Genomic DNA, 25,018 nt, shown 5'->3' on the forward strand with positions numbered 1-25,018 from the left:
CCCGCACCGCTGACCAGCCGCGTGTGCGCGCCCGGAGCGAGAGTGGAAGACTCGGGGTATGCAGTCCCACGGCGACACCTCCGGCGGCGACGAGCCGACCCCGGACCCGGAGGTGACGATGCCCGCCACGCCCAGCCCTTCGCGCGGCTATTTCCCGGGCGCCGATGCCAAACATCCGGTCCTCATCACCGAGGCCGCGCCCTCGCTCGACGAGCAGCACCGCGCCCGGGTACGCCGCTACACGATCATCATGGCCTGCCGCATCCCGTGCCTGGTGCTGGCGGCGATCACCTACAGCATGTTCGAGAATCCGCTGATCTCGATCCTGATCATCGTCGCCTCGGTGCCGCTGCCGTGGATCGCGGTGCTCGTCGCCAACGACCGGCCGCCGCGCACCAAGGACGAACCGAGCCGCTGGGACGGGCGCGAGAACCAGATCGCGCTGGAATCGGGTCGTCGCAAAGCCATCGACTAACTCGCGGGCACCTGCGGCCTGCGGACCAGCATCGACATCAGCGCCGCGACGCCACACAGCGCGCCGGCCAGATACCAGGCCAGGTCGTAGGAGCCCTGCACGTCCCGGATGACACCGGCCCCGGTGGCCGCGATCGCGGCGCCCACCTGGTGCGCGGCGAAGACCCAGCCGAAGGCGATCGGGCCGTGGGCACCGAACAGTTCCCGGCACAGCAGCACCGTCGGCGGGACCGCGGCGAAGGGCGAGATCAGGCCGTAGAGCAGCATGTTCAGCGAGACCGCGGCCGAGATCGTCGCGTGCGACCAGCCGAATTCGGCGTGCAGCGGATCGATCAGGACGCTCGGAACCGAACGAAACGCGGCCGCACCCAGCAGGGCGACGAAACCGACACCGGCGACGATCCACGCCGGATGCAGGGCGCGCGGCCCGGTCGAGTCCTGCGCACGCGGCGTGGCAGCGGCGGGCATGTGGTCGGCGTCGTAGCTGCGGGGTGTGGCGCCGGCCGGCTCGGCTGGGTCGTCTCCGGTGGCGGGTGGCGGCGGGCGGAGGTCGGTCACCCGGATCAGAGTGCCTGATGGCGGCGATGCGAACGAGTGGCCGGTATGTCATCTTTCGTCGAGATCCTGCCAATCGACAACGCGGCGTGGACGGCCTACCGTTCCGACAGGGCCATCCGGCTCGACCCAGAGCGAAAGGGCGACAGCATGATTCGCTGGACCTGGGCGTTTCTCGACCGTCCCGCAACGAGTTTCGACGCCTGCGTGCGTTTCTGGGCGACGGTCACCGGCTCCACGGTGTCCGAACCACGGGGCGAGCACGCGGAATTCGTGACACTGCAGCCGGCGACCGGTCCGGCCTGGCTGAAGTTGCAGCGGGTCGGCGACGAGGGCGGTGTCCATCTCGACCTCGATGTCGACGACATCCCCGCCGCGGTTTCGGCCGCGACGGCGCTCGGCGCCCGGCTGATCACCATCGCCCCCGATTACACCGTGCTGCAATCGCCTGCCGGTCAGACATTCTGCTTCACCCCGATCACACACGTGCACGACGACCCACCGCCGGTCACCGTGTCGACCGCGCCGGACGGCACCGTGACCCGGCTCGACCAGATCTGCCTCGACCTGGCACCGGCCGAGATCACCACCGACACCGTCTTCTGGCATGCCATGACCGGCTGGACCCATCGACCGGGCCGCCGCCCCGAATTCGCCCGCCTGCGCGGCCCCGACCAGCCACTGCACCTACTGCTCCAGCGCCTCGACGAACCACGTCCCCCCGGTGCGCACGCCGATCTGGCCTCCTCCGACATCACCGCCACCGCCGCCTGGCACGAGTCCCTCGGCGCCACCCGCATCCACGACACCGACCACTGGATCGTCCTGCGCGACCCCGGCCACACCCTCTACTGCGTCACCGCCCGCGACCCTTACACCGGCTGACCTCGCACGTAACGATACCCGTCCCACCACCTCGGCCGCCGTCAGCCGCGCGTCCACAAAATCAGTCACACGCACCCACGCACCCCACGAGCGCTCCGGCCTGTGCGCACCAACAGCGACACCGACTGCAAGGTCAGCCGCACGCACCCACACCGCCGAGCGCTCCGGCCTGCGCGCACCAACGGCAACACCGGCCGCAAGGTCAGCCGCACGCACCCACACCGCCGACCGGCCTACCCGCCCACGGCAACGCCGCACGCGCCCAGATGCGCTCCTGCCGGCCTGCGTGCCCCGGTTGCAGGCCGATCACGAGGTCAGCCGTGTACCCGCTGGTCTGCGTGCCCCGGTTGCAGGCCGATCACGAGGTCAGCCGTGTACCCGCTGGTCTGCGCAGACGCCGCGCGGCCGAGCACGCGGCTGTCCCTGGCGGCGACTCGCCGCGGCCGGCTGTGCACGGTCGACACGCTGCCACGACGGGTGGAACCGCGTGGGGTCGGGCCTGGCAGAGTGATCGGGTGCCTACGAATCCCACCGCAACCCGTTCTCCGCTCACCGCGCTGTGCCCGGATCTGCGCGCCGCCCTGATCCGGGTCGGCTATGACGCGGACACGCTGGTCGAGGTGCTGGGGGTGGATGTGCATGCGGCGCTGAGCCGTTCGGAACCGGTGCCGGTGCGGCGGGCGGCGCGGGCGGCGGGTGAGCTGGGCACGCTGATCCGGCTGCTGCTGCTCGGGGACCCGCTGCCGGAACGGGAAGTGGGCGCGGCGTTCGCCCCGGTGCGGATCGAGGACGCGATCGCGGCGGGACTGCTGGTGCGCGACGGCGACGAGATCCGGGCCGCGCTCGATCTGCGGCCGCTCGACACCGGCGCCGGGACCCGCTGGATCCTGTCCGACCTCGACGATTCGATGCGCAGGCGCACACTGACCGAGGACCACGTGCTCGGAGTCGGGCACGCCTCGCTGTCGCTGCTGCGCGCCACGCCGACCGAGCCGGTCGGCACGGTGCTGGATCTGGGGACCGGCTGTGGCGTCCAGGCGGTGCACGCCGCGAGCTATGCGGGCCGGGTCACCGCCACCGATGTCAACGCGCGGGCGCTGTGGCTGGCCCAGGCCACGGCCGCGCTCAACGAACTCGACATCGAACTGGTCGAGGGCTCGTGGTTCGAACCGGTCGCGGGACGGCGTTTCGACCAGGTGGTGGCCAATCCGCCGTTCGTCGTCGGCCCGGCCCGCATCGAGCACACCTACCGCGATTCCGGCCTGGCCCTCGACGGCGCCAGCGAGCTGGTCATCGGCCGGGCGCCGGAACTGCTGGCACCCGGCGGCACCGCGGCCATGCTGGCCGCCTGGGTGCACGTCGACGGCCAGGACTGGCGTCAGCGGGTGTCGTCGTGGCTGCCCGCGCACGGCGTCGACGCCTGGGTGGTGCAGCGCGACGTCGCCGACCCGGCGCTCTATGTGGGCACCTGGTTGCGCGACGCGGGCCTGGACCCGCGCGATCCGGCCGCGCAGGCACGCGCCGAGCAGTGGCTGGCCGCGTTCGAGGCCGCCGAGGTGGCCGGCATCGGGTTCGGGTTCGTCTATCTGAAGTCGATCGACGGGCCGACCGAACTGCTCGCCGAGGACCTCACCCACGGCTTCGACGATCCGCTCGGCGAGGAGGTCGCCGGGTATTTCGCCAGGTCGGCGTGGTTGCGGGCGGTCGCGGCCGACAACGATCTGGCCTGGACCGCGCGTTTCGCCCCGAGTCCGGCGACCGCGCTGGAGCGGGTGTCGCTGCCCGGCGAGTCCGGCTGGGAGCAGCAGGTCGCCCGCCTGCACCGCGGTGACGGTCCGCGCTGGCAGCACGAGGTCGACGAGTCGACGATCGCGCTGGTCGCGGGAATGCGCCCGGACGGGCTGCCGTTGTACGAGCTGATCGAACTCCTCGCCCTGGCCGACGGAGCCGACGAGGTGACCCCGGAATTCGCCGCCCAGGCGCTGGGCGTGGTCAGCGGTCTGGTGCGGCACGGATTGGTGCGGCCGGTGTGATCGGCGCCGGCCGGGTGCCCGCCGGTTCCACCCGCCGCCGCTTCTCAGGAACTTCTCAGCCGTAAGGGTCGGAATCCGCAGCTCAGAGCTGTTTACCGCGAACGGGATCGGGAACTTTCCTTATGTCGGTTCCGTTGAACGGAGTGAGACACCACCGACAGGAGGCAAGTCATGACAAGCCCCGCCACTACTCGTGTGCGCCCCAGCGAGTCCGATATCGACGCCCAGAGCCCCGCCGCCGACCTGGTACGCGTGTACCTGAACGGAATCGGACGCACGGCACTGCTCACGGCGGCCGACGAGGTCGAGTTGGCCAAGCGTATCGAGGCGGGCCTGTATGCCCAGCACCTGCTCGAGACCGGTAAGCGGCTATCGGCGACTCGCAAGCGTGATCTGGCGATTCTGGTCCGCGAGGGGCAGGCCGCCCGCTCGCATCTGCTCGAGGCCAACCTGCGCCTGGTCGTCTCGCTGGCCAAGCGCTACACCGGCCGCGGCATGCCGTTGCTCGACCTCATCCAGGAGGGCAACCTCGGCCTGATCCGCGCGATGGAGAAGTTCGACTACGCCAAGGGCTTCAAGTTCTCCACCTACGCCACCTGGTGGATCCGCCAGGCCATCACCCGCGGCATGGCCGATCAGAGCCGCACCATCCGGCTCCCCGTGCACCTGGTCGAGCAGGTCAACAAGCTCGCCAGGATCAAGCGTGAACTGCATCAGCAGCTCGGCCGCGAGGCCACCGACGCCGAACTCGCCAACGAGTCGGGCATCCCGGTGGAGAAGATCGCCGATCTGCTCGATCACAGCCGCGACCCGGTGAGCCTGGACATGCCCGTCGGCAACGACGAGGAAGCCCCGCTGGGCGACTTCATCGAGGACTCCGAGGCGACCTCCGCCGAGAGCGCGGTCATCGCCGGCCTGCTGCACCACGACGTGCGCAGCGTGCTGGCCACCCTCGACGAGCGCGAACAGCAGGTCATCCGCCTGCGCTTCGGCCTCGACGACGGCCAGCCGCGCACCCTCGACCAGATCGGCAAGCTGTTCGGGCTGTCCCGTGAGCGGGTCCGCCAGATCGAGCGCGAGGTCATGTCCAAGCTGCGCAAGGGCGAGCGCGCCGACCGGCTGCGCGCCTACGCCAGCTGACCCCCGACCAGACGGCCCCACGGGGTCGTCTTCCGGAAACGCCGACCGGTGTCCGCGACCCCACCCCCTCCGTGGTCGCGAGCCGGTCGGCGTTGCCGTCTCTCAGGCCAGCCTGCGTGGACCGGCATCGAAACGGCTCGGTTGCGGACCGATCCGCACGCGGGCGTAGATGATCTCCGCCGAGGCGGGCGCGGCCAGCACCGGATCGCAGGACATCTCCCGGATCTGCGGGATGTCGTCGAACAGTGCCGAGATGCGCTGGGCCAGCTCGGCCAGGGCGGCCTTGTCGACCGCCGGGCCCGCCGGGCCACCGGAGAGCAGCGGCGCGGCGCGGGGCGCCTCGATCAGGGCGGCGGCCTCCGCGGCGGTCAGCGGCAGCGCCCGGTAGGCGCGGTCGCCGAGCAGGTCGATGATCATCCCGGACAGCCCGAACTCGATCACCGAACCGAACGACGGATCGTCGGTGACCCGCAGCACACAGCCCACGCCCTTGGTGGCCATCTGCTGCACGTGCAGCAGGGGATCGCCGCAGATCTCCACCAGGTCGGTGTAGGCCTGCCGGACCGCCTCGGGCCCCCACAGGTCCAGCCGCACGCCGAGCAGGTCGGGGCGGCGCCGCCACAGTTCCCCGGTCGCCTTCGCCGCGACCGGGTAGCCGAGTTCGGCCGCCGCCGCGACCGCCTCGCCGGCGCTGCGCACCGCCCGGAACGCGACCACCTCGATGCCGTAGCAGCGCAGTAGCCGAACCGCCTCGTCGTCGCTGAGCCAGCGCCCACCCGATTCGGCCAGCCACCCCTCGACCAGCGCTGCCGCGGCCGCTGTGGCGATGCCAGGGGGCCGCATCACCGGGGAGACGGGCCGGTCCCGCCAGCGCGCGTAGCGCTGGACCCTGGCCAGGGCTCTGGCCGCGCGTTCCGGATCGGGATAGGACGGGATGGACCCGCGCGCGGGTGCCGCCCCGGTCGTACGGACCGCGAGCAGCCGTGGGACACCCGATTCGGCGACGAAGGTCGTCAGCACCGGCTTGTCGTGACCCGTCGCGGCGGTGGCCGCGCGCAGGGCATCGGCGAAACCGCTCATCGCCACCGGTACCGGCGGGATGACCACCACGATCACGGCGTCGACCTCGTCGCTGCGCAGCGCGGCCAGCACCGCCTCGCGGTAGTCGGCCGGGGTCGCCTCGGGGCCCAGGTCGACCGGACCACCCACCGGCGAGGCATGCGTGTCGCGTTCGGTGGGCCGCGCCCCCGGTCCGCGGTCCACACTGGTCACCGGCCGGTGCACGCGCAGGCCCTCGCTGTGCGCGGCGTCGATGGCCAGCCAGTTCAGCGCGGCGCTGTTGCCGACCACCGCCACCCGCGATCCGCGCGGCAGCGGCTGACAGGCCAGCAGCGCGGCACAGTCGAACAGTTCGGAGATGGAGTCGACCTGGATGATCCCGGCCTGGGCGAACAGGTCGCGCACCACGGTGCGATCCATGTCGGCGCCCGCCGCGAGCCGCCCACTGCTCACGGCCACGATCGGCTTACCGCGCGCCACCCGCCGCGCCAGCCGGGAAAACTTGCGCGGATTACCGAAGCTCTCCAGGTAGAGCAGGATCACCTCGGTATCGGCGGCGGTGTCCCAGTACTGCAGCAGGTCGTTGCCGGAGACGTCGGCACGGTTACCGGCCGAGACGAAGGTCGACAGGCCCAGATTGCGGGCCGCCGCCTCCCCCAGGATGGCCGCGCCGAGCGGGCCGGACTGGCAGAAGAACCCGATCCGCCCGCGCTCGGGCAGGACCGGCGCGAGGGTGGCGTTGAGCCCGACGGCCGGGTCGGTGTTGGCGATACCCAGCGCGCTGGGCCCGACCACCCGCATGCCGTGTCCGCGCGCGGCCGCGACCAGGTCGTGTTCGGCGGCCAGGCCGTCGGCGCCGGTTTCGCCGAAACCCGCGGTCAGCACGACCAGGCCCTTGACGCCCTTGGCCATGCAGTCGTCGAGTACCGCGCCGATCGCCGCGGGCGGCACCGCGACCACCGCCAGATCCACCTCGTCGGGGATATCGCGCACGGTCGGGTAGGCCCGCACGCCACGGACCGACTGCCGGTTCGGGTTCACCGGGAACACCGGACCGCTGAAACCACCGGCGAGCAGGTTGGCCAGCACGGCGCCGCCGACCCTGGCCGGGTCGGGCGAGGCGCCGATCACCGCGACCGAACCGGGCGTGAGCAGGTTGCCGACGCTGCGCGCCTCGGAGGCCGCCTCGCGCGCATCCCGGACGGTGCGCAGCGCTTCGGTGGGATCGATGGCGAATTCCAGATGCACCTCGGCGCCGTCGCGACTGCGCTGCAACTGGTAGCCCGCCTCGCGGAAGACGGTGATCATGCCCGCGTTCTCGGCCAGCACCTCGGCGACGAAAGCGGCCACGTCGTTCTCGGCCGCCGCGCCGGCGAGGTGTTCGAGCAGGATCGAGCCGAGGCCACGGCCCTGGTGCTCGTCGGCGACGACGAAGGCCACCTCCGCCGCGCGCGGGCCCGGCCGGTCGAGCAGTTCGTAGCGGGCCACGCCGATGATCGCCTCACCCAGCACCGCCACCAGCCCGACCCGGTCGTGGTAGTCCACGTGGGTGGTCCGGTACATGTCCTTGGGCGAGATCCGCGGGTACGGACCGAAATAGCGCAGATAGCGGGTGCGGTCGGACAGGCCGGTGTGGAAGGTGGCCAGCGCCTCGGCATCGGCGGGCACGATCGGGCGGATCCGCATTACACCGCCGTCGGCGGCCAGCACGTCGCCGAACCATTGTTGCGGTGGCGCAGGCGGATTCGCCGGGGTGTCGGGTGTGTCGGGTAGCAGTGGCTCAGTCACGGGGATCCTCCGGGTCGAGGCCGAGCAGGCCGAAGCTCGCGCGCCGGGTGGCGGTGATGGCGGTGTCGACAGCGCGCTGGGCCCGGATCTGATCCGCGTCGCCGATCTCCGGGGTGCCGCCGGGACCGTCCCACGGCCGGTAGCCGGTGTCGCCGCCGTCACTCATGGTGGCCGAGGGCTGCACGCGCGGTGCCGCTGCCCGCACCTGGTCGAGCCACTCGGCGGGTACCGGCGTCTCGGGCGCCAGCGGGCGGTCCAGGGCGGCGGCGAGCAGATGGGTCCAGGCGCGCGGAACCACCCGCACCACCCCGTATCCGCCGCCGCCGAGCGCCAGCCACCGGCCCTCGGCGTGGCGGTCGGCGAGATCGCGCATGGCCAGGAACGCCGCGCGCTGCCCGTCGACGGTGAGTTCCAGATCGGCGAGCGGATCCTCGCGATGGGTGTCCACCCCGCACTGGCTGACGATGATCTGCGGCCGGAACGCCTCGACCGCGCCCGGCACCACCGCGTGGAAACCGCGCAGCCACTGGGTATCTCGCGTCCCGGGCAGCAGGGGCAGGTTGATCGAGGTGCCCTCGGCCACCCCGATCCCGGTCTCCTCCGGCCAGCCGGTGTTGGGCCACAGCGTCGCCGGATGCTGGTGCAGCGAGACCGTGAGCACCCGTGGATCGGCGTAGAAGGCGTGCTGCACGCCGTCACCGTGGTGGACATCGACATCCAGGTAGGCGATGCGGTCGAAACCGTGCTCGAGCAACCACGAGATGGCGATGGCGGCGTCGTTGTAGACGCAGAAGCCGGCCGCCGAACTCGGCATGGCGTGGTGCATTCCGCCACCGATACTCACCGCGCGCCGCGTGCGACCCGCCGCGATCTCGGCGGCCGCGGCCAGCGTGCCGCCGACGATCACCGACGCCGCCTCGTGCATGTGCGGGAAGATCGGATTGTCCGCTGTGCCCAGCCCGTAGGCGCTGTCCTCCGGTGCGGGCGGACCCGCTCCGGCCCGCCGCACGGCGTCGATGTATGAACTGCTGTGTACGCGCAGCAGGTCCTCGCGCGTCGCCGCGCCGGGAGCCAGCAGCTCGACACCGTCGAGCAGGCCCAGACTTTCGGCCAGCGACATGGTGAACTGCAAGCGCGCCGGTTTCATCGGGTGCTCCGGAGTCCAGGTGTAACCGAGGAATCGCTCGGTCCAGACGACGGTGCCGGGGTCGACACTGCGCGGCGATGTGACCATGCCCGCCACGCTAGCTGGAAGCAGCGGGCCCCGTGCGGCGTTGACATGCAGTAGAAATAGGGCCGCCGGTCCGGCGGGCGGACAGGCGTTCGCGCGTGGGTAGAATTCGTGCCGACGAAGGGGTAACAGGTGAAGGATCTGGTCGACACCACGGAGATGTATCTCCGTACCATCTACGACCTCGAGGAAGAGGGCGTCGTGCCGCTGCGCGCGCGCATCGCCGAACGCCTCGAGCAGAGTGGTCCGACGGTGAGCCAGACGGTCGCGCGGATGGAGCGCGACGGACTGCTGCTCGTCGCGGGCGACCGCCACCTCGAGCTGACCGACAAGGGCCGTTCCATGGCGGTGGCGGTGATGCGCAAGCACCGGCTCGCCGAGCGGTTGCTGGTCGACATCATCGGACTCGAGTGGGAGAACGTCCACGCCGAGGCGTGCCGGTGGGAGCACGTGATGAGCGAGGAGGTGGAGCGGCGCCTGATCGAGGTGCTCAACCACCCGACCACCTCGCCCTACGGTAACCCCATTCCCGGCCTCGACGAACTGGGCCTCGGCGATACCCCCGCCGCCGAGGAGACCCTGGTCCGGCTCTCCGATCTGCCCAACGGCACGCTGCACGCGGTGGTCGTTCGCAGGCTCGCCGAGCACATCCAGACCGACCCGGAGGTCATCGGCCGGCTGCGTGAGGCCGGTGTGGTGCCCGACGCGCGCGTCACGGTGGAGACCAAGCCCGGTGCGGTGCTGATCACGGTGCCCGGGCACACCGGGTTCGAACTGTCCGAGGAGATGGCGCACGCCATCCAGGTGAGGCTGGTCTGATACGTGAAACTCCTGGTCACCGGCGGAGCCGGCTACGTGGGCGGCGTCTGCGCCGCGGTGCTGCTCGAACAGGGCAACGAGGTGGTGGTCGTCGACGACCTGTCGACCGGTAACGCCGCCGGTGTCCCCGCGGGAGCGCGCTTCGTCGACGGTGACATCGCGGTCGCGGCGCCGGAGTTGTTGCGGGCCGAATCCTTCGACGGTGTCCTGCATTTCGCGGCGCAGTCGCTGGTCGGTGAGTCGGTGGAGAAGCCGGAGAAGTACTGGCACGGCAATGTCGTGAAGACGCTGACACTGCTCGAGGCGATCCGCGAAACCGGTACGCCGCGACTGGTGTTCTCCTCCACGGCCGCCGTCTACGGCGAGCCCGAGCAGGTGCCGATCACCGAGACCGCCCCCACTCGCCCGACCAACCCGTACGGCGCCAGCAAGCTCGCGATCGATCACGCCATCACCTCCTACGCGGTGGCGCACGGGCTGGCCGCGACCAGCCTGCGCTACTTCAATGTCGCCGGCGCCTATGGCGGGCTCGGTGAGAACCGGGTCGTGGAAACGCATCTCATCCCCCTCGTGTTGCAGGTGGCGCTGGGCCACCGCAAGGCCATCTCCGTCTACGGCACCGACTGGCCGACCGCCGACGGCACCTGTGTGCGTGACTACATCCACATCCGCGATCTGGCGCAGGCGCATCTGCTGGCGCTGAGTTCCTCGCAGCCGGGCAGTCATCGCATCCTCAACCTGGGCTCGGGCACGGGATTCTCGGTGCGCGAAGTGATCTCGGCGTGCGAGCGGGTGACCGGGCTGCCGATCGAGGCGATCGACGCACCGCGCCGCGCGGGCGATCCGGCCGTATTGATCGCCTCCAGCGCGCGGGCCGTGGCCGAGCTGGGCTGGCGGCCCGAGCACAACGACCTCGACGAGATCGTCGCCGACGCGTGGGAATTCCTGCGTTCGCTCGGTGACGCCGCGCACAGCGCCCGCTGAGCGCACCCGCCGGTCAGTCGCCGATCGGGCCGATGTCGACGCCGAGGTCGGCGGCGATCTGGTGCCCGCAGTAGGCGAGTTTGCGCAACCGTTCCGGCCGCAGCCCGCTCTGCAGCGAGGTCTCCAGCAGCACCGCCATGGGGTGGGTCGCGTCGGCCTCCACCGCAGCGGTCAGCGCGACGCCCGCGAACGGCCCGTCGCCCCGCAGATAGGCGCTGAATCCCAGCAGCGCGGCGGCCTCGGCCCGATCGGTCCCGGGCGTGGCCCTGGCCAGCTGGGCCCACAGCTGTTCGGCGGCCTCGGCGTGGTCGCCGAGGGCCAGCCCGTACATCGCGTCGCGGATCGCGCGGTCGCGCAGGGTGGCCGCCAGCTGGGCGAATTCGCGTTCCGCGCGCGGCGCCCCGGAGGCCGCGTCGGCGATCTGCCAGAGCACCCATTCCAGCGCCCGGCGCTGGTACGCGGTCTCCTGACCCGCCCGCCGCGCGAGGTCGAGCCGGTCGCGGTAGCGGACCACCTCGGGACCGATCCGCGCGCGCACTCGCGCGCACAACAGCTCGTCGGCGGCCACCAAGGCCGTCAATTCGCTGCGTGAGCCGCGAATCTGCCTGCCGTCGAACACGTGGGACACCGCGATCATCGACGCGCTCGGATCGCCGACCCGTCCGCTGCCGGCCGGGTCGAACAGATTCCGGTACCGCCGGCCCGCCGCGATGACGGGTACCGACCAGGCCCCGCGCACCGCGATCCCCTCGGCACCGAGCGCGTCGAGCAGGGTGGCGGTGCGCCGCAGCGGCGCCCCCGACGAGGACAACCGGTCATCGACGACGATCGCGAGCACTCCGGTGCCCTGTTCCCGGGCGAACACCGCGCTTACACAGTCGGTGAACTGCTCGACGCCTCCGGCCGCGCTCACCCCGTCCAGATCGAACCGGACGATCGCTTCGATCGCCGCGCCGCCCACCTGGCCGGGGCCGTGCAGCACCGCGACGACGAGGGAGCGCTCGGGAACGAAGCCCAGCATGGCGGGTAGCGCGGCGATCAGTTCGCCGGGTTCGGCGACCCGCAACAGCCGCTGCGGGAATTCGCCGGGGTAGGCGGGGGTGGATTCGGCGCAGGTGAGCGCCCGGGGGAAGGGGCCGGTGCGCTTGGCCCGGCGGGGTGAGTTCGTCGAGGAGGTCATGGCTCCACGGTGCCCCCGACCGCCGCCGGCGCCGAGAACGCGACCTGGGCTTTTGCCCGCCCTGTGGATAGCGGCCCGCCTGTGGAGCACGCCCGCTCCGGGCACCTGTCCCCGCCCGAATCTGTCGGACCGGTGTGGTAGCGCCCGGATCAGGTCCCGCGGACCGCTCGCACGGTGGTGGCGAAAAGCTCGTCGACGGCCGCGATGTCGGGCGCGGCGGCGCCGAAAGTCATGGAGGTCACCGTGATTCGCACATCACCGACCTGCCCGACCGAGGTCTGCATCGTCTGCGTCAGCTCCGCGCCGCCCACCTCGGGAACGACGGTGCGCCGCAACGATACTGCGTCGTCGGCGCCACCAGCGGGCGCCGTGGCGCCGACCGTGGTGGTGACCACCGATTCCGCCCCCGCCCGGCTGACCTGAATCCGCTCGCACCCGCCGAGCCGATCCCGCAGCCGCGCCATCGACTCCCCGGTGCGCGCGAGTTCGACGGTCAACGAGGTCCGGGTGGCGTCGTCGGTGCCGACGGCCACCGCGGCCGGTTCGGCGCCCGGTTCCGGCTCGGGCGGCGTACAGCCGATCGGCCGCACCGTCGCACCGGCGCCGATCCCGTCGAGATCGCCCGCGGCCGCCTCGGCCGCCGCAGGCGGCAGGATCACCGCCGGGTAGCGGGCCGGGAACTGCCCCGGCGCAGGCAGCAGGTCGGCGAGCGCGCCATCCACGTGCTGAACGGCCATCGCGCTCTCGGCGACCGGCGTCCCGTCGACGCGCTGCCCGCACCCGGACAGCACCGCGACCGCGCCGACCAGCGCACACGCGGCCGCCGCGCGCGCCACCCGGACGTTGCGGGCCGATGTCGTTTCCGCCACGTTCACAGCGTCCACTGTGCCCCACCGCGCGGATCCCGCCACGGCCGCCACGCCGGGGGAATGCCGCGGCCAGGCGGGCTGTTGTGTGTCGGAGACGAGCCGTCCTCCGGCCGTGTGCGAGGCGAGTGCTCGTATGGGGGACAATGGAGAAGGCCTCCCCCGCCGCGAGCGATGGTGGACCGCGCAGGAAGGAGAACCGCGATGGATGACCAGTCGCACATGTACGAGCTGGAGTTCCCGGCGCCGCAGCTGTCCTCGGAAGACGGCGCGGGTCCCGTGCTGGTGCACGGCCTGGAGGGCTTCACCGATGCCGGTCACGCCGTCCGGCTGGCGACCACCCACCTGCGGGAGAGCCTCGAATCCGAGCTCGTCGCCTCCTTCGACGTGGACGAGCTGCTCGACTACCGGTCGCGCCGCCCGCTGATGACGTTCAAGACCGATCATTTCGCCGACTACGCCGAGCCGGAACTGAACCTGTGGGCGCTGCGCGACACCGCGGGCACGCCCTTCCTGCTGCTCTCGGGCCTGGAGCCGGATCTGCGCTGGGAGAAGTTCACCACCGCGGTGCGGTTGCTGGCCGAACAGCTCGGCGTGCGCCGGATGATCGGGCTGTCCGCGATCCCGATGGCCATCCCGCACACCCGTCCACTGGGGGTCACCGCGCATTCCTCGGACCGTTCGCTGATCGGCGAGCACCAGCGCTGGCCCGGTGAGCTGCAGGTTCCCGGCAGCGCGTCCTCGCTGCTGGAGTACCGGATGGCCCAGCACGGGCACGAGTCGGTCGGGTTCTCGGTGCACGTGCCGCACTATCTGGCCCAGACCGATTACCCCGAGGCCGCGCAGACCCTGCTCGAGAACGTCGCCGACAACGCGGGCCTGGAGCTGCCGCTGGCGGCGCTGGGCGAGGCCGCGGCGCGGGTGCGTGAGCAGGTCGCCGAGCACATCGCGGGCAACGAGGAGGTGGAGACGGTCGTCACGGCGCTGGAACGCCAGTACGACAGCTTCGTCACCGCCCAGGAAGGCCAGTCCAGCCTGCTGGCCGGCGACGGTGAACTGCCCAGCGGTGACGAACTCGGCGCCGAGTTCGAACGTTTCCTGGCCGAACAGGGCGGTTACGGCGACACCACCGCCGACGGCAAGGACTGACCGGCCGACCCACTAGGGTGGTCGGAGTGGATCTGACCGACCTGCTCGACATTCCCGGGACCGACGCCGACGCGCTCTACGAGTCGTTCGCCGTGTGGGCCGCCGAGCAGGGCACGCCCCTGTATCCGGCGCAGGACGAGGCGCTCATGGAGCTGGCCTCGGGATCCAATGTCATCCTGGCCACGCCGACCGGGTCGGGCAAATCGCTCGTCGCGGTCGGCGCGCACCTGTTCGCCATGACCAACGGGCAGCGCAGCTACTACACCGCGCCGATCAAGGCGCTGGTCAGCGAGAAGTTCTTCGCGCTGTGTGAGGTGTTCGGCGCCGAGAACGTCGGCATGGTGACCGGCGACGCCGCGGTCAACGCCGACGCCCCGATCATCTGCGCGACCGCGGAGATCCTGGCCAATCTGGCGCTGCGCGAGGGCGCGGCCGCCGAGGTCGGCCAGGTGGTGATGGACGAGTTCCACTTCTACGCCGATCCCGATCGTGGCTGGGCCTGGCAGGTGCCGATCATCGAGCTGCCGCGTGCGCAGTTCCTGCTGATGTCGGCCACCCTGGGCGAGGTCGACTTCTTCGCCACCGATCTCGAGCGCCGCACCGGCCGCGCCACCACCGTCGTCGCCGGCACCGAACGCCCGGTCCCGCTCACGTACTCCTACGTGCGCACCCCGATCACCGAAACCCTCGAAGAGCTGGTCACCACCCATCAGGCTCCGGTCTATGTCGTGCACTTCACCCAGGCCGCCGCCCTGGAACGCGCCCAGGCGCTGACCAGCGTGAACTTCGCCTCCCGGGCCGAGAAGGACGCCATCGCCGCCGCCATCGGCGAGTTCCGCTTCGCCGCCGGTTTCGGCAAGACGCTCTCGCGGCTGATCCGGCACGGCATCGGCGTGCACCACGCGGGCATGCTGCCCAAATACCGCAGGCTGGTGGAGAAGCTCGCCCAGGACGGGCTGCTGAAGGTGGTGTGCGGCACCGACACCCTCGGCGTCGGCATCAATGTCCCGATCCGCACCGTCCTGCTGACCGGGCTCACCAAGTACGACGGTGTGCGTACCCGCCGGCTCAAGGCGCGCGAGTTCCATCAGATCGCCGGGCGCGCGGGCCGGGCCGGTTTCGACACCATGGGCACGGTCGTGGTGCAGGCGCCCGAGCACGAGGTGGAGAACGCGCGCCTGCTCGCCAAGGCAGGCGACGATCCGAAGAAGCAGCGGAAAGTCCAGCGCCGCAAGCCGCCCGAGGGTTTCGTGTCCTGGAGCGAGGAGACCTTCGACCGGCTGGTCGGTGCGCAGCCCGAACCGATGGTCTCGCGGTTCGCGGTGACGAACTCGCTGCTGCTCAATGTGATCGCCCGCCCTGGCAACTGCTTCGAGGCCATGCGCCATCTGCTCGAGGACAATCACGAGCCGCGCCCGGCCCAGCGCAGGCACATCCTGCGCGCGGTCCGGCTCTATCGCGCGTTGCGCGATGCCGGTGTGGTGCAACAGCTCACCGAGCCCGACGCGCAGGGCCGGATGGCCCGGCTCACCGTCGACCTGCAACGCGATTTCGCGCTCGATCAGCCGCTGTCGCCGTTCGCGCTGGCCGCCTTCGAGCTGCTCGATCGCGAAAGCTCCACCTACACACTCGATGTGGTGTCGCTGATCGAGGCGACCCTCGAGGACCCGCGGCAGTTGCTGATGGCCCAGCAGCACAAGGCGCGTGGCGCCGCGGTCGCGGAGATGAAGGCCGACGGCATCGAATACGAGGAGCGGATGGAGCTGCTCGAGGAGGTCACCTGGCCCAAGCCGCTCGCCGAGCTGATCGAGCCCGCCTTCGAGACCTACCGTGCCGGGCATCCGTGGGTCTCGGAGTTCGCGCCGTCGCCGAAGTCGGTGGTGCGCGACATGATCGAACGCGCGATGACCTTCGCCGAGCTGATCTCGTTCTACGAGCTGGCCCGCTCCGAGGGCGTGGTGCTGCGCTATCTCGCCGACGCCTATCGCGCACTGCGGCGCACGGTGCCCGACGCCGCCCGCACCGAGGAGCTCGACGACCTGGTGGAGTGGCTCGGTGAGTTGATCCGCCAGGTGGATTCGAGCCTGCTCGACGAGTGGGAGCAGCTCACCAACCCGGGCGCGGAGACCGACGCCGAACAGGTCGCCTTCGGCGCCGAATCGGTGCGCCCGATCACCGCCAACGAACGCGCGTTCCGGGTGATGGTGCGCAACGCGATGTTCCGCCGGGTGGAACTGGCCGCCCGGCGCCGCTGGTACGACCTCGACGAGCTCAGCCCCGGCACCGACTGGGCCGGGGACCTCGCCGCCTACTTCGACGAGTACGAGACGCTCGGCACGGGCCCGGACGCGCGCGGGCCGCAGCTGTTCCAGGTGGAGAAGCGGACCGGGTTCTGGCATGTGCGCCAGGTGCTCGACGACCCGGCCGGCGATCACGGCTGGGCGCTGACGGCGATCGTGGATCTCGAGGAGTCCGATGCCGCGGGCGAGGTCGTGTTCGACGAGGTCACAGTGGCGGCGGGCTGAGTCATACCGGATCCGCATGGGCCCGGAGAGCGAGTGTTTGACGGATTCGTTTTTGGGTAGGCGCCGCTGATACTCTCTCCCGGCCGCCGACCGAAAGTTCGACTATGCCCGAATCCCCGTACCTTGTCATCTACCCCGAACGGGTACGTGCCAACTACCGAGCCCTCGACGCCGCGCTGGCGGCACCGGGCACCCGGATCAGGTACGCGGTGAAGGCGGCGCCGGTCGACGAGATCCTCCTCCTGCTCGCGGCCGAGGGCGCGGAGTTCGACGTCGCCAGCATCGGCGAGATCGACCAGTGCCTGCGCCTGGGGATCGACCCGGCGACGCTGTGCTACGGCAATCCGATCAAGAAGAGCGCCCACATCGCGCGCGCCTTCGCCCTGGGCGTGCGCCGCTACGCCTTCGACACCGAGGACGATCTCGCCCGCATCGCCGAGCACGCCCCCGGCGCGGAGGTCGAGTGCCGGTTCCTGTCCTCGGCACCGCAGTCGCGCACCCCGTTCGGCACCAAGTTCGGCTGCGCGCCCGCCGAGGCGCTGCGCCTGCTGGTGCGCGCCCGCGATCTCGGCCTGACCGTCGGCGGCCCGTACTTCCATGTCGGCTCCCAGCAGCTCGATCCGGCCGCCTGGCGGATCGGCATCGAGCAGGCGGGGCAGATCGTGGCCGCGCTGGCGGACAAGGGCATCACCGTTCCGGCGGTGAATGTCGGTGGCGGACTGCCGATCTCGTATGCCGACGCGGCGCCGGAGCTGCCCGCGATCACGGCGGCGATGAGCGCGGCCGCCGCGCAGTTCCTGCCCGCGAACACCGCCCTGATCGTCGAACCCGGCCGGGCGCTGGTGGGCGACGCGGGCACGATTCACGCCGAGGTCGTCGGCGTGCGATTCGCGCCGGACGGGCGGCGCTGGGTGTATCTCGACATCGGCCGATACAACGGTATGGCCGAGACGGAGAACGAGTACATCGCCTATCGTTTCGTCACCGATCGCGACGGCGATCCGGTCTCGGCGGCGGTGGTCGCGGGTCCGACCTGCGACGGCGACGATGTACTGTATCAACGCACGAAGGTCCTTCTGCCGACCACGTTGCGAGCCGGTGATCAGATCCAGATCCTCGACACCGGCGCCTATACCGCGAGTTATTCGTCGGTGTCCTTCAATGGTTTTCCGCCCTTGACCGTTCATGTCTCGGGCGCTGAGCGAGAGTGAGTTTGCCCATGACGGCGGAATTCACCGGCTGGCACGTGCTGGCCGAGTTCGGTGGTGTCGACACAGACCTGTGTGACGATCTCGAACGACTCGAATCGGCGTTGCGTGAGTCTCTGATCGCGGCGGGCGTCACCATCTGCGATGTCGTTCACAAAAAGTTCGATCCGCAGGGGGTGACCGTCCTCGCCCTGTTGTCGGAGTCCCACGCCTCGATTCACACCTATCCGGAGTCCGGCGACATCTTCGTCGACGTCTTCACCTGCGGCAGCATCGGCGCAGGCGCCACGAAAGCCGTGGACATGCTGCGGGACAAGCTGTCTCCGGCGCGCGTGCAGATGAAGGTCGTCCAGCGTGGCCACGGCGCCGAGAAGATCTTCGAACCGGTGGGCGACGGCCTGACCCGGATCTGGGATCTGCACGAGGTGATCGTGGACACGAACACCCCGTTCCAGCACATGGTGATCGCGCGCACCGATCAGGGCATCTCGCTGTTCTCCGACGACGACCGCCAGTCCACCGAGTTCTCTCAGGTCACCTACCACGAGGCCATGATGGTCCCGGCGTTCGTGCTGGCCGAGAAGCTGGACCGGGTGCTGATCATCGGGTCCGGTGAGGGCGTGGCCTCGCAGATGTCGGTGGCGGCCGGGGCGAGCCTGGTCGACCATGTCGACATCGACCAGCGCGAGGTCGAACTGTGCGCGCGGCACCTGCCCTACGGCTACACCCCCGGGGAACTGGCCGCCGCGGTCGCGGGTGAGGGCCCGGTGCATGTGCACTATGCCGACGGCTGGGACTTCCTGGCCAACGCGCAGCAGGCAGGCACCCGCTACGACGTGATCGTCATCGATCTGCCCGACGAGCGGGTCGAGGACGCCCAGCACAACCGCCTCTACGAAGCGGAGTTCCTGTCCCGATGTAAGGCGCTGCTGGCCCCCGGCGGTGTGCTGTCGGCCCAGGCAGGCTGCGCGACCATGTGGCGCAACGAGACTCTGAAGCGTTCGTGGGGCCGTTTCCACGAGCAGTTCGCCACCGTGGTTCCCTACGGCAGCGACGAGCACGAGTGGACCTTCCTGTTCGGCCTGAACGAGAAGATCGAGGACCCGGTGCGCGGCATGACCGACCGTCTGGCCCTGCTCCCCTACCGTGCCGAGACCATCGACGCGCGGGCACTGGAGCGCGGCGCGATCGAGCCGTACGCCCTGCGTCGCTGAGCGCACGACGACACCGTAGGCGGTGATCCGGACAGTCCGGGTCACCGCCTGCGTCGTCACCGGGGACCGCCCGCGAGCTCGAATCCGGTGCCGGCGGGCACGAATGTTGGCACCATGCGAAGTGCACAGCTTCGAGGAGAAACGAGTCGTCCCCATGACACCGACACCGTTGTCCGCCGCCGGCCTGATGCCGGTGCGCCGCCCGTCCGATCACCGTCCCCGCCTGGACGGGCTGTCCACGGCGGGACTCGCGACGTTCCGCGCGCGGTTCGACCGGGCCCCCGCGACCTCGGCGGCCGACTTCGCGCGGCTGGCCGGCGATGTGTCGATGCGGTCGTTCCCCGGCGCCGCCGAGCGCGTGCTGGGCCCGCTGATGGCCCGCCCGGCGTATTTCTGGGTGGCGAAATCGCTGCGGCATCTCGGCGACGGCACCGCGGTGGGGCACAATGTCTTCCGCCTGCTCGGCGGTGTGCGGGCGCTGAATTTCGTGGCCACGGTGGGTGATTCGGTGCTCGACGGCCGGGCGGCGGTGCTGTTCGACTACGACGACCCGCGCGTGGGATCCCGCCGTCCCGCCCGCCGGATCTACGACGAACTGCGCGAGATCGAACCGGATCTGTGGCTCGGTCCGAGTTACTTCCTGACCGGGACCAAGCGCGTTCCGATGGGCTGGTTCGCGCTCGACGCCTCGGTCCCGTTCGACGGTCCGGCCTGACCACGCGGCCTCGCCGCGCGAGCGGCGTCAGTCGTCGTCGACGCCGCGCGCGGCCAGCGCCTCGCCCATCGCGTCGGCGGTCCGCAGCGCCCGGACCAGCACCGGGGTGACCAGGGCCGTCGCCGACCAGCTCAACCCGCGCGCCCGGCGCGCCTCGGCGACCTCGTGGACGATCTGGGCCAGCAGCGGCACGCAGCGGATGGCCAGGGCCAGCAGCAGCGCGGCCCGCTCCGGATCCACCCCGGCGCGGCGCAGCGGCCGCAGGGCCCGGACGAGGACGTCGAGCAGGTCGGTGACCCGGGTCGTCACGGTGACCAGGGCCGCGAGCGCGACCGAGACGAGCAGCACCGCGCACACCGCCACGGCGCGGGTGGGCGAGGTGGTGAGCAGCTGGAACACCCCGATGATCACCGTCATCCACAGCACCGGCCGCACCTGGGCCAGCGCCACCCGCCAGGAGATCCGCGCGAGCGCGAACAGACCGGCCACCGCGAGCACGACCGCCGCGACGCCGGGCAGATCGCGCACGAACACCGTCATGGCGACGATCGCGAGGACCAGCCCCCAGAGCTTGACCCCGGCGGGCAGCCGGTGCAGCAGCGAGTCACCGGGCTGGTAGAGCCCGATCATCCGACGAGCAGGCGGTAGGCGTCCACCGCGTCGACGGGGGTGCCGTCGAAGGCGACCGCGCCGTCGTCGAGCACGATGACGCGGTCGAAGCCGTCGAGCAGCGCGAGCTGGTGGGTCACCACGATCACCTGCTGGTCCAGGGAGTTCAGCGCCTCCGAGACCCGGCGCGCGTTGCGCAGATCGAGCAGGGTGGTCGGTTCGTCGGCGATGAGCACCTCGGGCTCGCGGATCAGCGCGGAACCGATCGCCAGCAGTTGCTTCTGCCCGCCCGAGAGCAGGTGCGCGGGATGATCGGCGTGCCCGGCCAGCCCGAAACGCTCCAGCATCCGCGCCACCCTGGCCGCGATCTCGGCCTTGGCCAGCCCGCTGCGGCGCAGCGAGAAGGCCAGGTCCTCGCCGACGGTCGGCATCACGATCTGGGTGTCGGGGTCGGTGAACACGAAGCCGACCTTGCGCCGCACCTGCGCGCCCTTGCGCGCGGCATCGATCCCGTCGACGGTCACCGTGCCCGAGGTCGGCGCGAGCAGACCGTTGAGCATGCGGGCCAGCGTGGATTTGCCGGATCCGTTGGCGCCGATCAGGCCGACCCGGCGTTCGGTGATCCGCAGGTCGACCTCGCGCAGCACCACCCGCTCACCGAAGCGGTGCCCGACACCGTCGACGACGATCTCGCTCACGACGCCGAACCCAGCCCGTGCGGGCGCTCAGCCACGGATCAGCCCCGGGTAGGCCCGGTGCACGCCCTTGGCCACGACGGTGGCGATCACGACTTTGGCCAGGTCACCGGGGATGAAGGCGAAGTTGGTCGACACCGCCGCCCACACCCCGAGGTCGGTGCGCACCAGCAGGCCGGCGGTCCCGAACAGGTAGATGACCACGATGCCGCCCAGCGCGTTGATCAGCAGGCCGAGCACGAGCGGATACTTCGGCAGGATCAGGCCGGTCAGCCAGCCGATCAGCAGCGTCGCGGGGATCCAGCCGATCAGGTAACCGGCGGTCGGCGAGGCCAGCGCGGTCAGCCCGGTGCGGCCACCGGAGAGCAGCGGCAGGCCGATCATCGTCAGCGCGATGAACACCACGACCGCGGCGGTGCCCTTGCGCGCCCCGAGGACGGCGCCGGTGAGAATCACCCCGAGGGTCTGCAACGTGATCGGTACGCCGCTGAAACCGACGGTGATCGCCCCCGGCAGCCCCATGGCCGCGATGAGGGCGGCGAATACCGCGATCTGGGCCATGTCCCGTGCGGTGAATCCGACCGCGGACTTCGGGGCATTCTCGACTTCGGACACGGCGACATCCTTCACAACAGAATTGAACGACGTTCAAAATAGCAGGCCAGCAGCCCGGGGAGGATGTCGCGGTGGGCGAAGATCGACTAAGCTTCGGGGGTTGGAGCAACTCGGATGGCGGTCACCGCACGACGGCATCGCCGGACGCATCTCGTGGCCGAGGAAGGGCCATCATGTCGATTGCGCTACAACGATTTTCGAAACTGATCGCGGCGATCTACACCGCGGGCGACGATCCCGGCCGCTGGAACAGCGTGGTCCACGAGATCACCGACACCTTCGGCGCGGTACAAACGCTGCTCGTCATCGCCGAGCCCGCCACCGGTCAGGTGTCGGTGATTTCCGCGGGCCACCTGGAGAAACCCGGCGGCAACGCCGTGCAGCTCAGCACCCTCACCGAGCGGGTCAACGCGCTGCCCGCGGGCGCCACGGTGACCGGCGACGACCTGCTGACGCCCCAGGACAAGGGCATGGCGGCACCCGGACGGCACCCGGTCGCGACGGCGAACTGTTTCGTGGCGCGCCTGACCGAGGAGGTGCCCGCGTCCTGGCTGTGCCTGACCATGCGTGATCACCGCGCGATCACCGGCGACTCGGCGGCGCGCACCCTGCTCGGGGTGCTGGTACCGCACCTGTGCGGCGCCCTGCGCACCCATTCCAAACTGGTCGAGCTGTCGCGCGACCGTGCCTTCGCGCTGGCCACGCTGGAGAAGGCCAAATACGGGATCATGATCGTCACCGGCGACTCGGCGATGGTGTTCGCCAACGCCATGGCCGAGCAGATCACCCGGCAGGCCGACGGCATCACCGTCGACGCGAGCGGCCGATTGCGGGCCTCGCTGTCGAGCGCGCCCGCCCCACTGTGCGCGCTGATCCGCCAGGCGGCGGGCCCCGAGCGCAGCAGCGGCAACATCGCGTTGCCGCGTCCGTCAGGGGGACGGCCGCTGATCGTGCGGGTCACCCCGCTCGACGGCATCAGCAAGGGCGGTCCGTGGGAACGGGCAGTGTTGTTGCTGGTGGTCGATCCCGAACACGACCCGCAACCGGAGCCGACCGCCCTGCACGATCTCTACGGGCTCACCGACGCCGAGACGATGGTCGCGATGGGAGTGCTGCGCGGTGACGGATTACCGGCCGTCGCCGATCAGCTCTCGGTCTCGCTGTTCACCGCGCGCACGCATCTGCAGCACATCTTCGCCAAGACCAGAACCCACCGTCAGGCCGAATTGGTCCGGTTGCTGCTGACCAGCGCGATCTCCGCGCAATGACGGGCCGGGGTCAGATCGGGTGGAAGCCGACGCCGGGACCGCCGCGCGCGGACACGTCGTCGAGGATCCGGGTGAAGTTGGCACCGACCTGCGGTCCCAGACAGGGCACCCCGATATAACCGTTGACGATGGCCACCAGCGTCGTACCGACGACGATCGGGCCGCCGGAGTCGCCGACGATCACGCAGATCTGGCTCAGCGTCCAGGTCGCGCCGCCGAACACGTCGCCGTAGACCAGACCACAGGTCTGACCGGTCGTGCGTCCCTCCTTACAGGCGATCGCGGGGAACTGCGCGGGCAGCCCCACACCGGTGATGGTGGTGGAACCGACGTGGTTGATCGGGTTCACCAGGCCCGCGTCGAAGACGATGAGCAGGTAGTCGAGGTCGTTGTTGACGAAAGACACCGTGCCGACTGTGCCCACCGCCTGGTCGGCTTCCGCGGACACTCCAGCGCCGGCGACCGCGCAGTGTCCCGCGGTGAATCCGACGAGCTGTCCGGCCCCGTCGTAGCCGATGGTGGTGAGGGTGCAGGTGGAGCCGTCGTCGAAGACGATCCCGGAACCACCACCGAGGGGCACCGGAGCCTGCGCGCTCGCGGTCCCGACGCCCGCCCAGGCCAGGACCAGCGCGGCGGCGATGATCCACCAACTTCGCACAGACATAATCGGGGCACTCTCGCACCGGGGTGCGGGAGTGCCTCGGTCATTCCTGTTCTCTGTCATGCGTGGGTCAGACCACGCACAGCGGGTACAGAATCGGCAGGGTCACGAGAATCGGGACGCAGGTCAGCAGCGCGCCCGGAATCGTGATGAACGGCGACAGCACGACGGGCTGCACTTCTACGGGCACCGGTGCGACGGGGACGGCAGGGTCCGCCGCAGGTGCTGCACCGGCTACGCCGGCACCGAGAGCGATCAACGGCGCACAAGCAAACACCGCGATGGTGGAGCGAATCTTGTTGTTGATCATTGCCATTCCTTAGAACTGTGGTGGCGGGTTCGTCACCTAATACAGAACAGCACCGATCGCGAACCAGCGCGTCGCTCGAACAGATGAGATCAGATCAGAACGGCCGCTTGGATCTGATCACCGCGGCGAGGTACTCGTAGTCGTCGGCGCGGGCCGAGGACGCCCGGAACGCCAGGCCGATCGTGCGTCCCGGCGCGGGGGCGGCGAAGCGGGCGACATCGAGGGTCGCGCGCGCGGTCTCCGCCGCCACGGCCATCTCGGGGATGAGGGTCACCCCGAGTCCACCGGCCACGCACTGCACCACCGTGGTCAGCGAGGCGGCGCGGGTGTCGCCGACCGCGCCGGGATGCACCTCGGCGTTGCGGCACAGCTCCAGGGTCTGATCCCGCAGGCAGTGGCCCTCGTCGAGCAGCAGCAGCGGCATCTCGGCCAGCACCGGGGCGGCCAGGTCGGTGCGGCCTGCCAGTTCGTGACCGCGCGGGGTGACCAGTACGAACTCCTCGGTGTACAGCGGGATCTCCACCAGCCCGGGCGCTTCGCTGGGCAGCGCGAGCAGCGCGACGTCGAGCACGCCGGTGCGCAGGCCGTCGAGCAGGCGGGCGGTCTGGTCCTCGACCACCTGCGGCACCAGGTTCGGCAGTTTGCGCCGCAGCTCGGGCAGCAGCTCGGGCAGCACGTACGGCGCGACGGTCGGGATGATGCCCAGCCGCAGCACCCCGCCGAGCCCGTCCCCGGACGCCGAGGCGACGAATCGGTCGGCGGCCTCGAGGGTCGCGCTCGCCTGCGGCAGCAACCGCATGCCCGCCGCGGTGACGAGCACGCGGCGGGTGCTGCGCTCGATCAACTGGAGCCCGAGCCCGTTTTCCAGCGATGCCAGGGCCTGCGATAACGTGGGTTGGCTCACATTCAAACGCGCTGCGGCGGTGCCGAAATGCCGATATTCGGCGACGGCCACGAACGCACGCAGCTGCGAGAGGGTTGGCTGATAAGTCTGATCAGTCACGCCTATCAGTGTACGACGGAGCAATCGGATAT

The 25,018-nt window shown here is 70.6% G+C and carries 23 protein-coding genes; 12 read left to right on the forward strand and 11 right to left on the reverse strand.

Features of this window, described 5'->3' with window-relative positions:
* The first annotated feature begins 58 nt into the window (after positions 1-58).
* Positions 59-475: a DUF3099 domain-containing protein gene (locus ACFXK0_RS17735; RefSeq protein ID WP_379411446.1), complete on the forward strand. Its 417-nt coding sequence runs from the start codon at positions 59-61 to the stop codon at positions 473-475.
* Here the strand turns inward: ACFXK0_RS17735 and ACFXK0_RS17740 are convergent.
* Positions 472-1,032: a hypothetical protein gene (locus ACFXK0_RS17740; RefSeq protein ID WP_379411448.1), complete on the reverse strand. Its 561-nt coding sequence runs from the start codon at positions 1,030-1,032 to the stop codon at positions 472-474. The genes ACFXK0_RS17735 and ACFXK0_RS17740 overlap by 4 nt on opposite strands.
* Positions 1,033-1,077: 45 nt before the next feature.
* Between ACFXK0_RS17740 and ACFXK0_RS17745 the strand changes: the two genes are divergently transcribed.
* From ACFXK0_RS17745 to ACFXK0_RS17755, 3 genes are all read left to right on the forward strand, one after another.
* Positions 1,078-1,914 (forward strand): VOC family protein, encoded by an 837-nt coding sequence (locus tag ACFXK0_RS17745; RefSeq protein ID WP_379411450.1) that lies wholly within the window; start codon positions 1,078-1,080, stop codon positions 1,912-1,914.
* 515 nt (positions 1,915-2,429) lie between these two features.
* On the forward strand, positions 2,430-3,947 hold the full coding sequence (locus ACFXK0_RS17750) for a methyltransferase (protein WP_379411451.1): 1,518 nt from the start codon (positions 2,430-2,432) through the stop codon (positions 3,945-3,947).
* 171 nt (positions 3,948-4,118) lie between these two features.
* Entirely contained in the window at positions 4,119-5,087 is a 969-nt protein-coding gene (locus ACFXK0_RS17755; protein ID WP_022566390.1) for a sigma-70 family RNA polymerase sigma factor, read from the forward strand.
* 102 nt (positions 5,088-5,189) lie between these two features.
* Here the strand turns inward: ACFXK0_RS17755 and ACFXK0_RS17760 are convergent, their stop codons facing one another.
* Both ACFXK0_RS17760 and ACFXK0_RS17765 read right to left on the reverse strand, forming a co-directional pair.
* Complete coding sequence (locus tag ACFXK0_RS17760; protein ID WP_379411602.1) at positions 5,190-7,832, reverse strand: GNAT family N-acetyltransferase; 2,643 nt, start codon at positions 7,830-7,832, stop codon at positions 5,190-5,192.
* Between the two features lie 94 nt (positions 7,833-7,926).
* Complete coding sequence (locus ACFXK0_RS17765) at positions 7,927-9,168, reverse strand: acetoin utilization protein AcuC (RefSeq protein ID WP_379411453.1); 1,242 nt, start codon at positions 9,166-9,168, stop codon at positions 7,927-7,929.
* Between the two features lie 129 nt (positions 9,169-9,297).
* Between ACFXK0_RS17765 and ACFXK0_RS17770 the strand changes: the two genes are divergently transcribed.
* Positions 9,298-9,984, forward strand: coding sequence for an iron dependent repressor, metal binding and dimerization domain protein (locus tag ACFXK0_RS17770; RefSeq protein ID WP_379411455.1), 687 nt, complete (start codon positions 9,298-9,300; stop codon positions 9,982-9,984).
* A 3-nt stretch (positions 9,985-9,987) separates the two neighbouring features.
* A complete protein-coding gene (gene galE, locus ACFXK0_RS17775) occupies positions 9,988-10,968 on the forward strand; it encodes a UDP-glucose 4-epimerase GalE (protein ID WP_379411456.1) in 981 nt (326 codons plus the stop codon).
* Between the two features lie 13 nt (positions 10,969-10,981).
* Here galE and ACFXK0_RS17780 read toward each other — a convergent pair whose 3' ends face one another.
* Positions 10,982-12,148, reverse strand: coding sequence for a DUF4192 domain-containing protein (locus ACFXK0_RS17780; protein ID WP_379411457.1), 1,167 nt, complete (start codon positions 12,146-12,148; stop codon positions 10,982-10,984).
* Between the two features lie 149 nt (positions 12,149-12,297).
* A complete protein-coding gene (locus ACFXK0_RS17785) occupies positions 12,298-13,023 on the reverse strand; it encodes a sensor domain-containing protein (protein ID WP_379411458.1) in 726 nt (241 codons plus the stop codon).
* A gap of 195 nt (positions 13,024-13,218) precedes the next feature.
* Between ACFXK0_RS17785 and ACFXK0_RS17790 the strand changes: the two genes are divergently transcribed.
* The 5 genes from ACFXK0_RS17790 (at position 13,219) to ACFXK0_RS17810 (ending at position 19,825) form a co-directional block, all read left to right on the forward strand.
* Entirely contained in the window at positions 13,219-14,163 is a 945-nt protein-coding gene (locus tag ACFXK0_RS17790) for a proteasome assembly chaperone family protein (RefSeq protein WP_379411460.1), read from the forward strand.
* A 26-nt stretch (positions 14,164-14,189) separates the two neighbouring features.
* Positions 14,190-16,688, forward strand: coding sequence for a DEAD/DEAH box helicase (locus ACFXK0_RS17795; RefSeq protein ID WP_379411461.1), 2,499 nt, complete (start codon positions 14,190-14,192; stop codon positions 16,686-16,688).
* A 104-nt stretch (positions 16,689-16,792) separates the two neighbouring features.
* Entirely contained in the window at positions 16,793-17,899 is a 1,107-nt protein-coding gene (locus ACFXK0_RS17800) for a type III PLP-dependent enzyme (protein ID WP_379411463.1), read from the forward strand.
* Positions 17,900-17,907: 8 nt separating this feature from the next.
* The gene (gene speD, locus ACFXK0_RS17805; RefSeq protein WP_379411464.1) at positions 17,908-19,110 is read left to right on the forward strand and encodes an adenosylmethionine decarboxylase; all 1,203 of its coding nucleotides are present in this window, start codon (positions 17,908-17,910) and stop codon (positions 19,108-19,110) included.
* A 154-nt stretch (positions 19,111-19,264) separates the two neighbouring features.
* Positions 19,265-19,825 carry a hypothetical protein gene (locus ACFXK0_RS17810; RefSeq protein ID WP_379411466.1) on the forward strand — a complete coding sequence of 187 codons (561 nt, stop codon included), beginning with the start codon at positions 19,265-19,267 and terminating at the stop codon, positions 19,823-19,825.
* 27 nt (positions 19,826-19,852) lie between these two features.
* On the opposite strand, the gene ACFXK0_RS17815 is transcribed toward ACFXK0_RS17810, so the two are convergent.
* The 3 genes from ACFXK0_RS17815 to ACFXK0_RS17825 are packed head-to-tail and all read right to left on the reverse strand — an operon-like array spanning position 19,853 to position 21,744.
* Positions 19,853-20,455 (reverse strand): energy-coupling factor transporter transmembrane component T family protein, encoded by a 603-nt coding sequence (locus ACFXK0_RS17815; protein WP_379411467.1) that lies wholly within the window; start codon positions 20,453-20,455, stop codon positions 19,853-19,855.
* On the reverse strand, positions 20,452-21,132 hold the full coding sequence (locus ACFXK0_RS17820) for an energy-coupling factor ABC transporter ATP-binding protein (RefSeq protein WP_379411469.1): 681 nt from the start codon (positions 21,130-21,132) through the stop codon (positions 20,452-20,454). Before ACFXK0_RS17820 ends, ACFXK0_RS17815 begins: the two co-directional genes overlap by 4 nt.
* A 27-nt stretch (positions 21,133-21,159) precedes the next feature.
* A complete protein-coding gene (locus ACFXK0_RS17825) occupies positions 21,160-21,744 on the reverse strand; it encodes a biotin transporter BioY (protein WP_379411470.1) in 585 nt (194 codons plus the stop codon).
* Positions 21,745-21,917: 173 nt separating this feature from the next.
* Here ACFXK0_RS17825 and ACFXK0_RS17830 point away from each other — a divergent pair, with 173 nt between their 5' ends.
* A complete protein-coding gene (locus ACFXK0_RS17830) occupies positions 21,918-23,012 on the forward strand; it encodes a helix-turn-helix transcriptional regulator (protein ID WP_379411472.1) in 1,095 nt (364 codons plus the stop codon).
* Between the two features lie 10 nt (positions 23,013-23,022).
* Here ACFXK0_RS17830 and ACFXK0_RS17835 read toward each other — a convergent pair whose 3' ends face one another.
* The 3 genes from ACFXK0_RS17835 to ACFXK0_RS17845 all read right to left on the reverse strand — a co-directional run bounded on the left by ACFXK0_RS17835 (position 23,023) and on the right by ACFXK0_RS17845 (position 24,986).
* Positions 23,023-23,676, reverse strand: coding sequence for a serine protease (locus ACFXK0_RS17835; RefSeq protein ID WP_379411473.1), 654 nt, complete (start codon positions 23,674-23,676; stop codon positions 23,023-23,025).
* A 67-nt stretch (positions 23,677-23,743) separates the two neighbouring features.
* Complete coding sequence (locus tag ACFXK0_RS17840; protein ID WP_379411474.1) at positions 23,744-23,983, reverse strand: hypothetical protein; 240 nt, start codon at positions 23,981-23,983, stop codon at positions 23,744-23,746.
* Between the two features lie 94 nt (positions 23,984-24,077).
* Positions 24,078-24,986, reverse strand: coding sequence for a hydrogen peroxide-inducible genes activator (locus tag ACFXK0_RS17845; protein WP_379411475.1), 909 nt, complete (start codon positions 24,984-24,986; stop codon positions 24,078-24,080).
* Between the last annotated feature and the right edge of the window lie 32 nt (positions 24,987-25,018).

Source organism: Nocardia sp. NPDC059177 (assembly GCF_042755165.1).
Taxonomy (GTDB): Bacteria; Actinomycetota; Actinomycetes; order Mycobacteriales; family Mycobacteriaceae; genus Nocardia.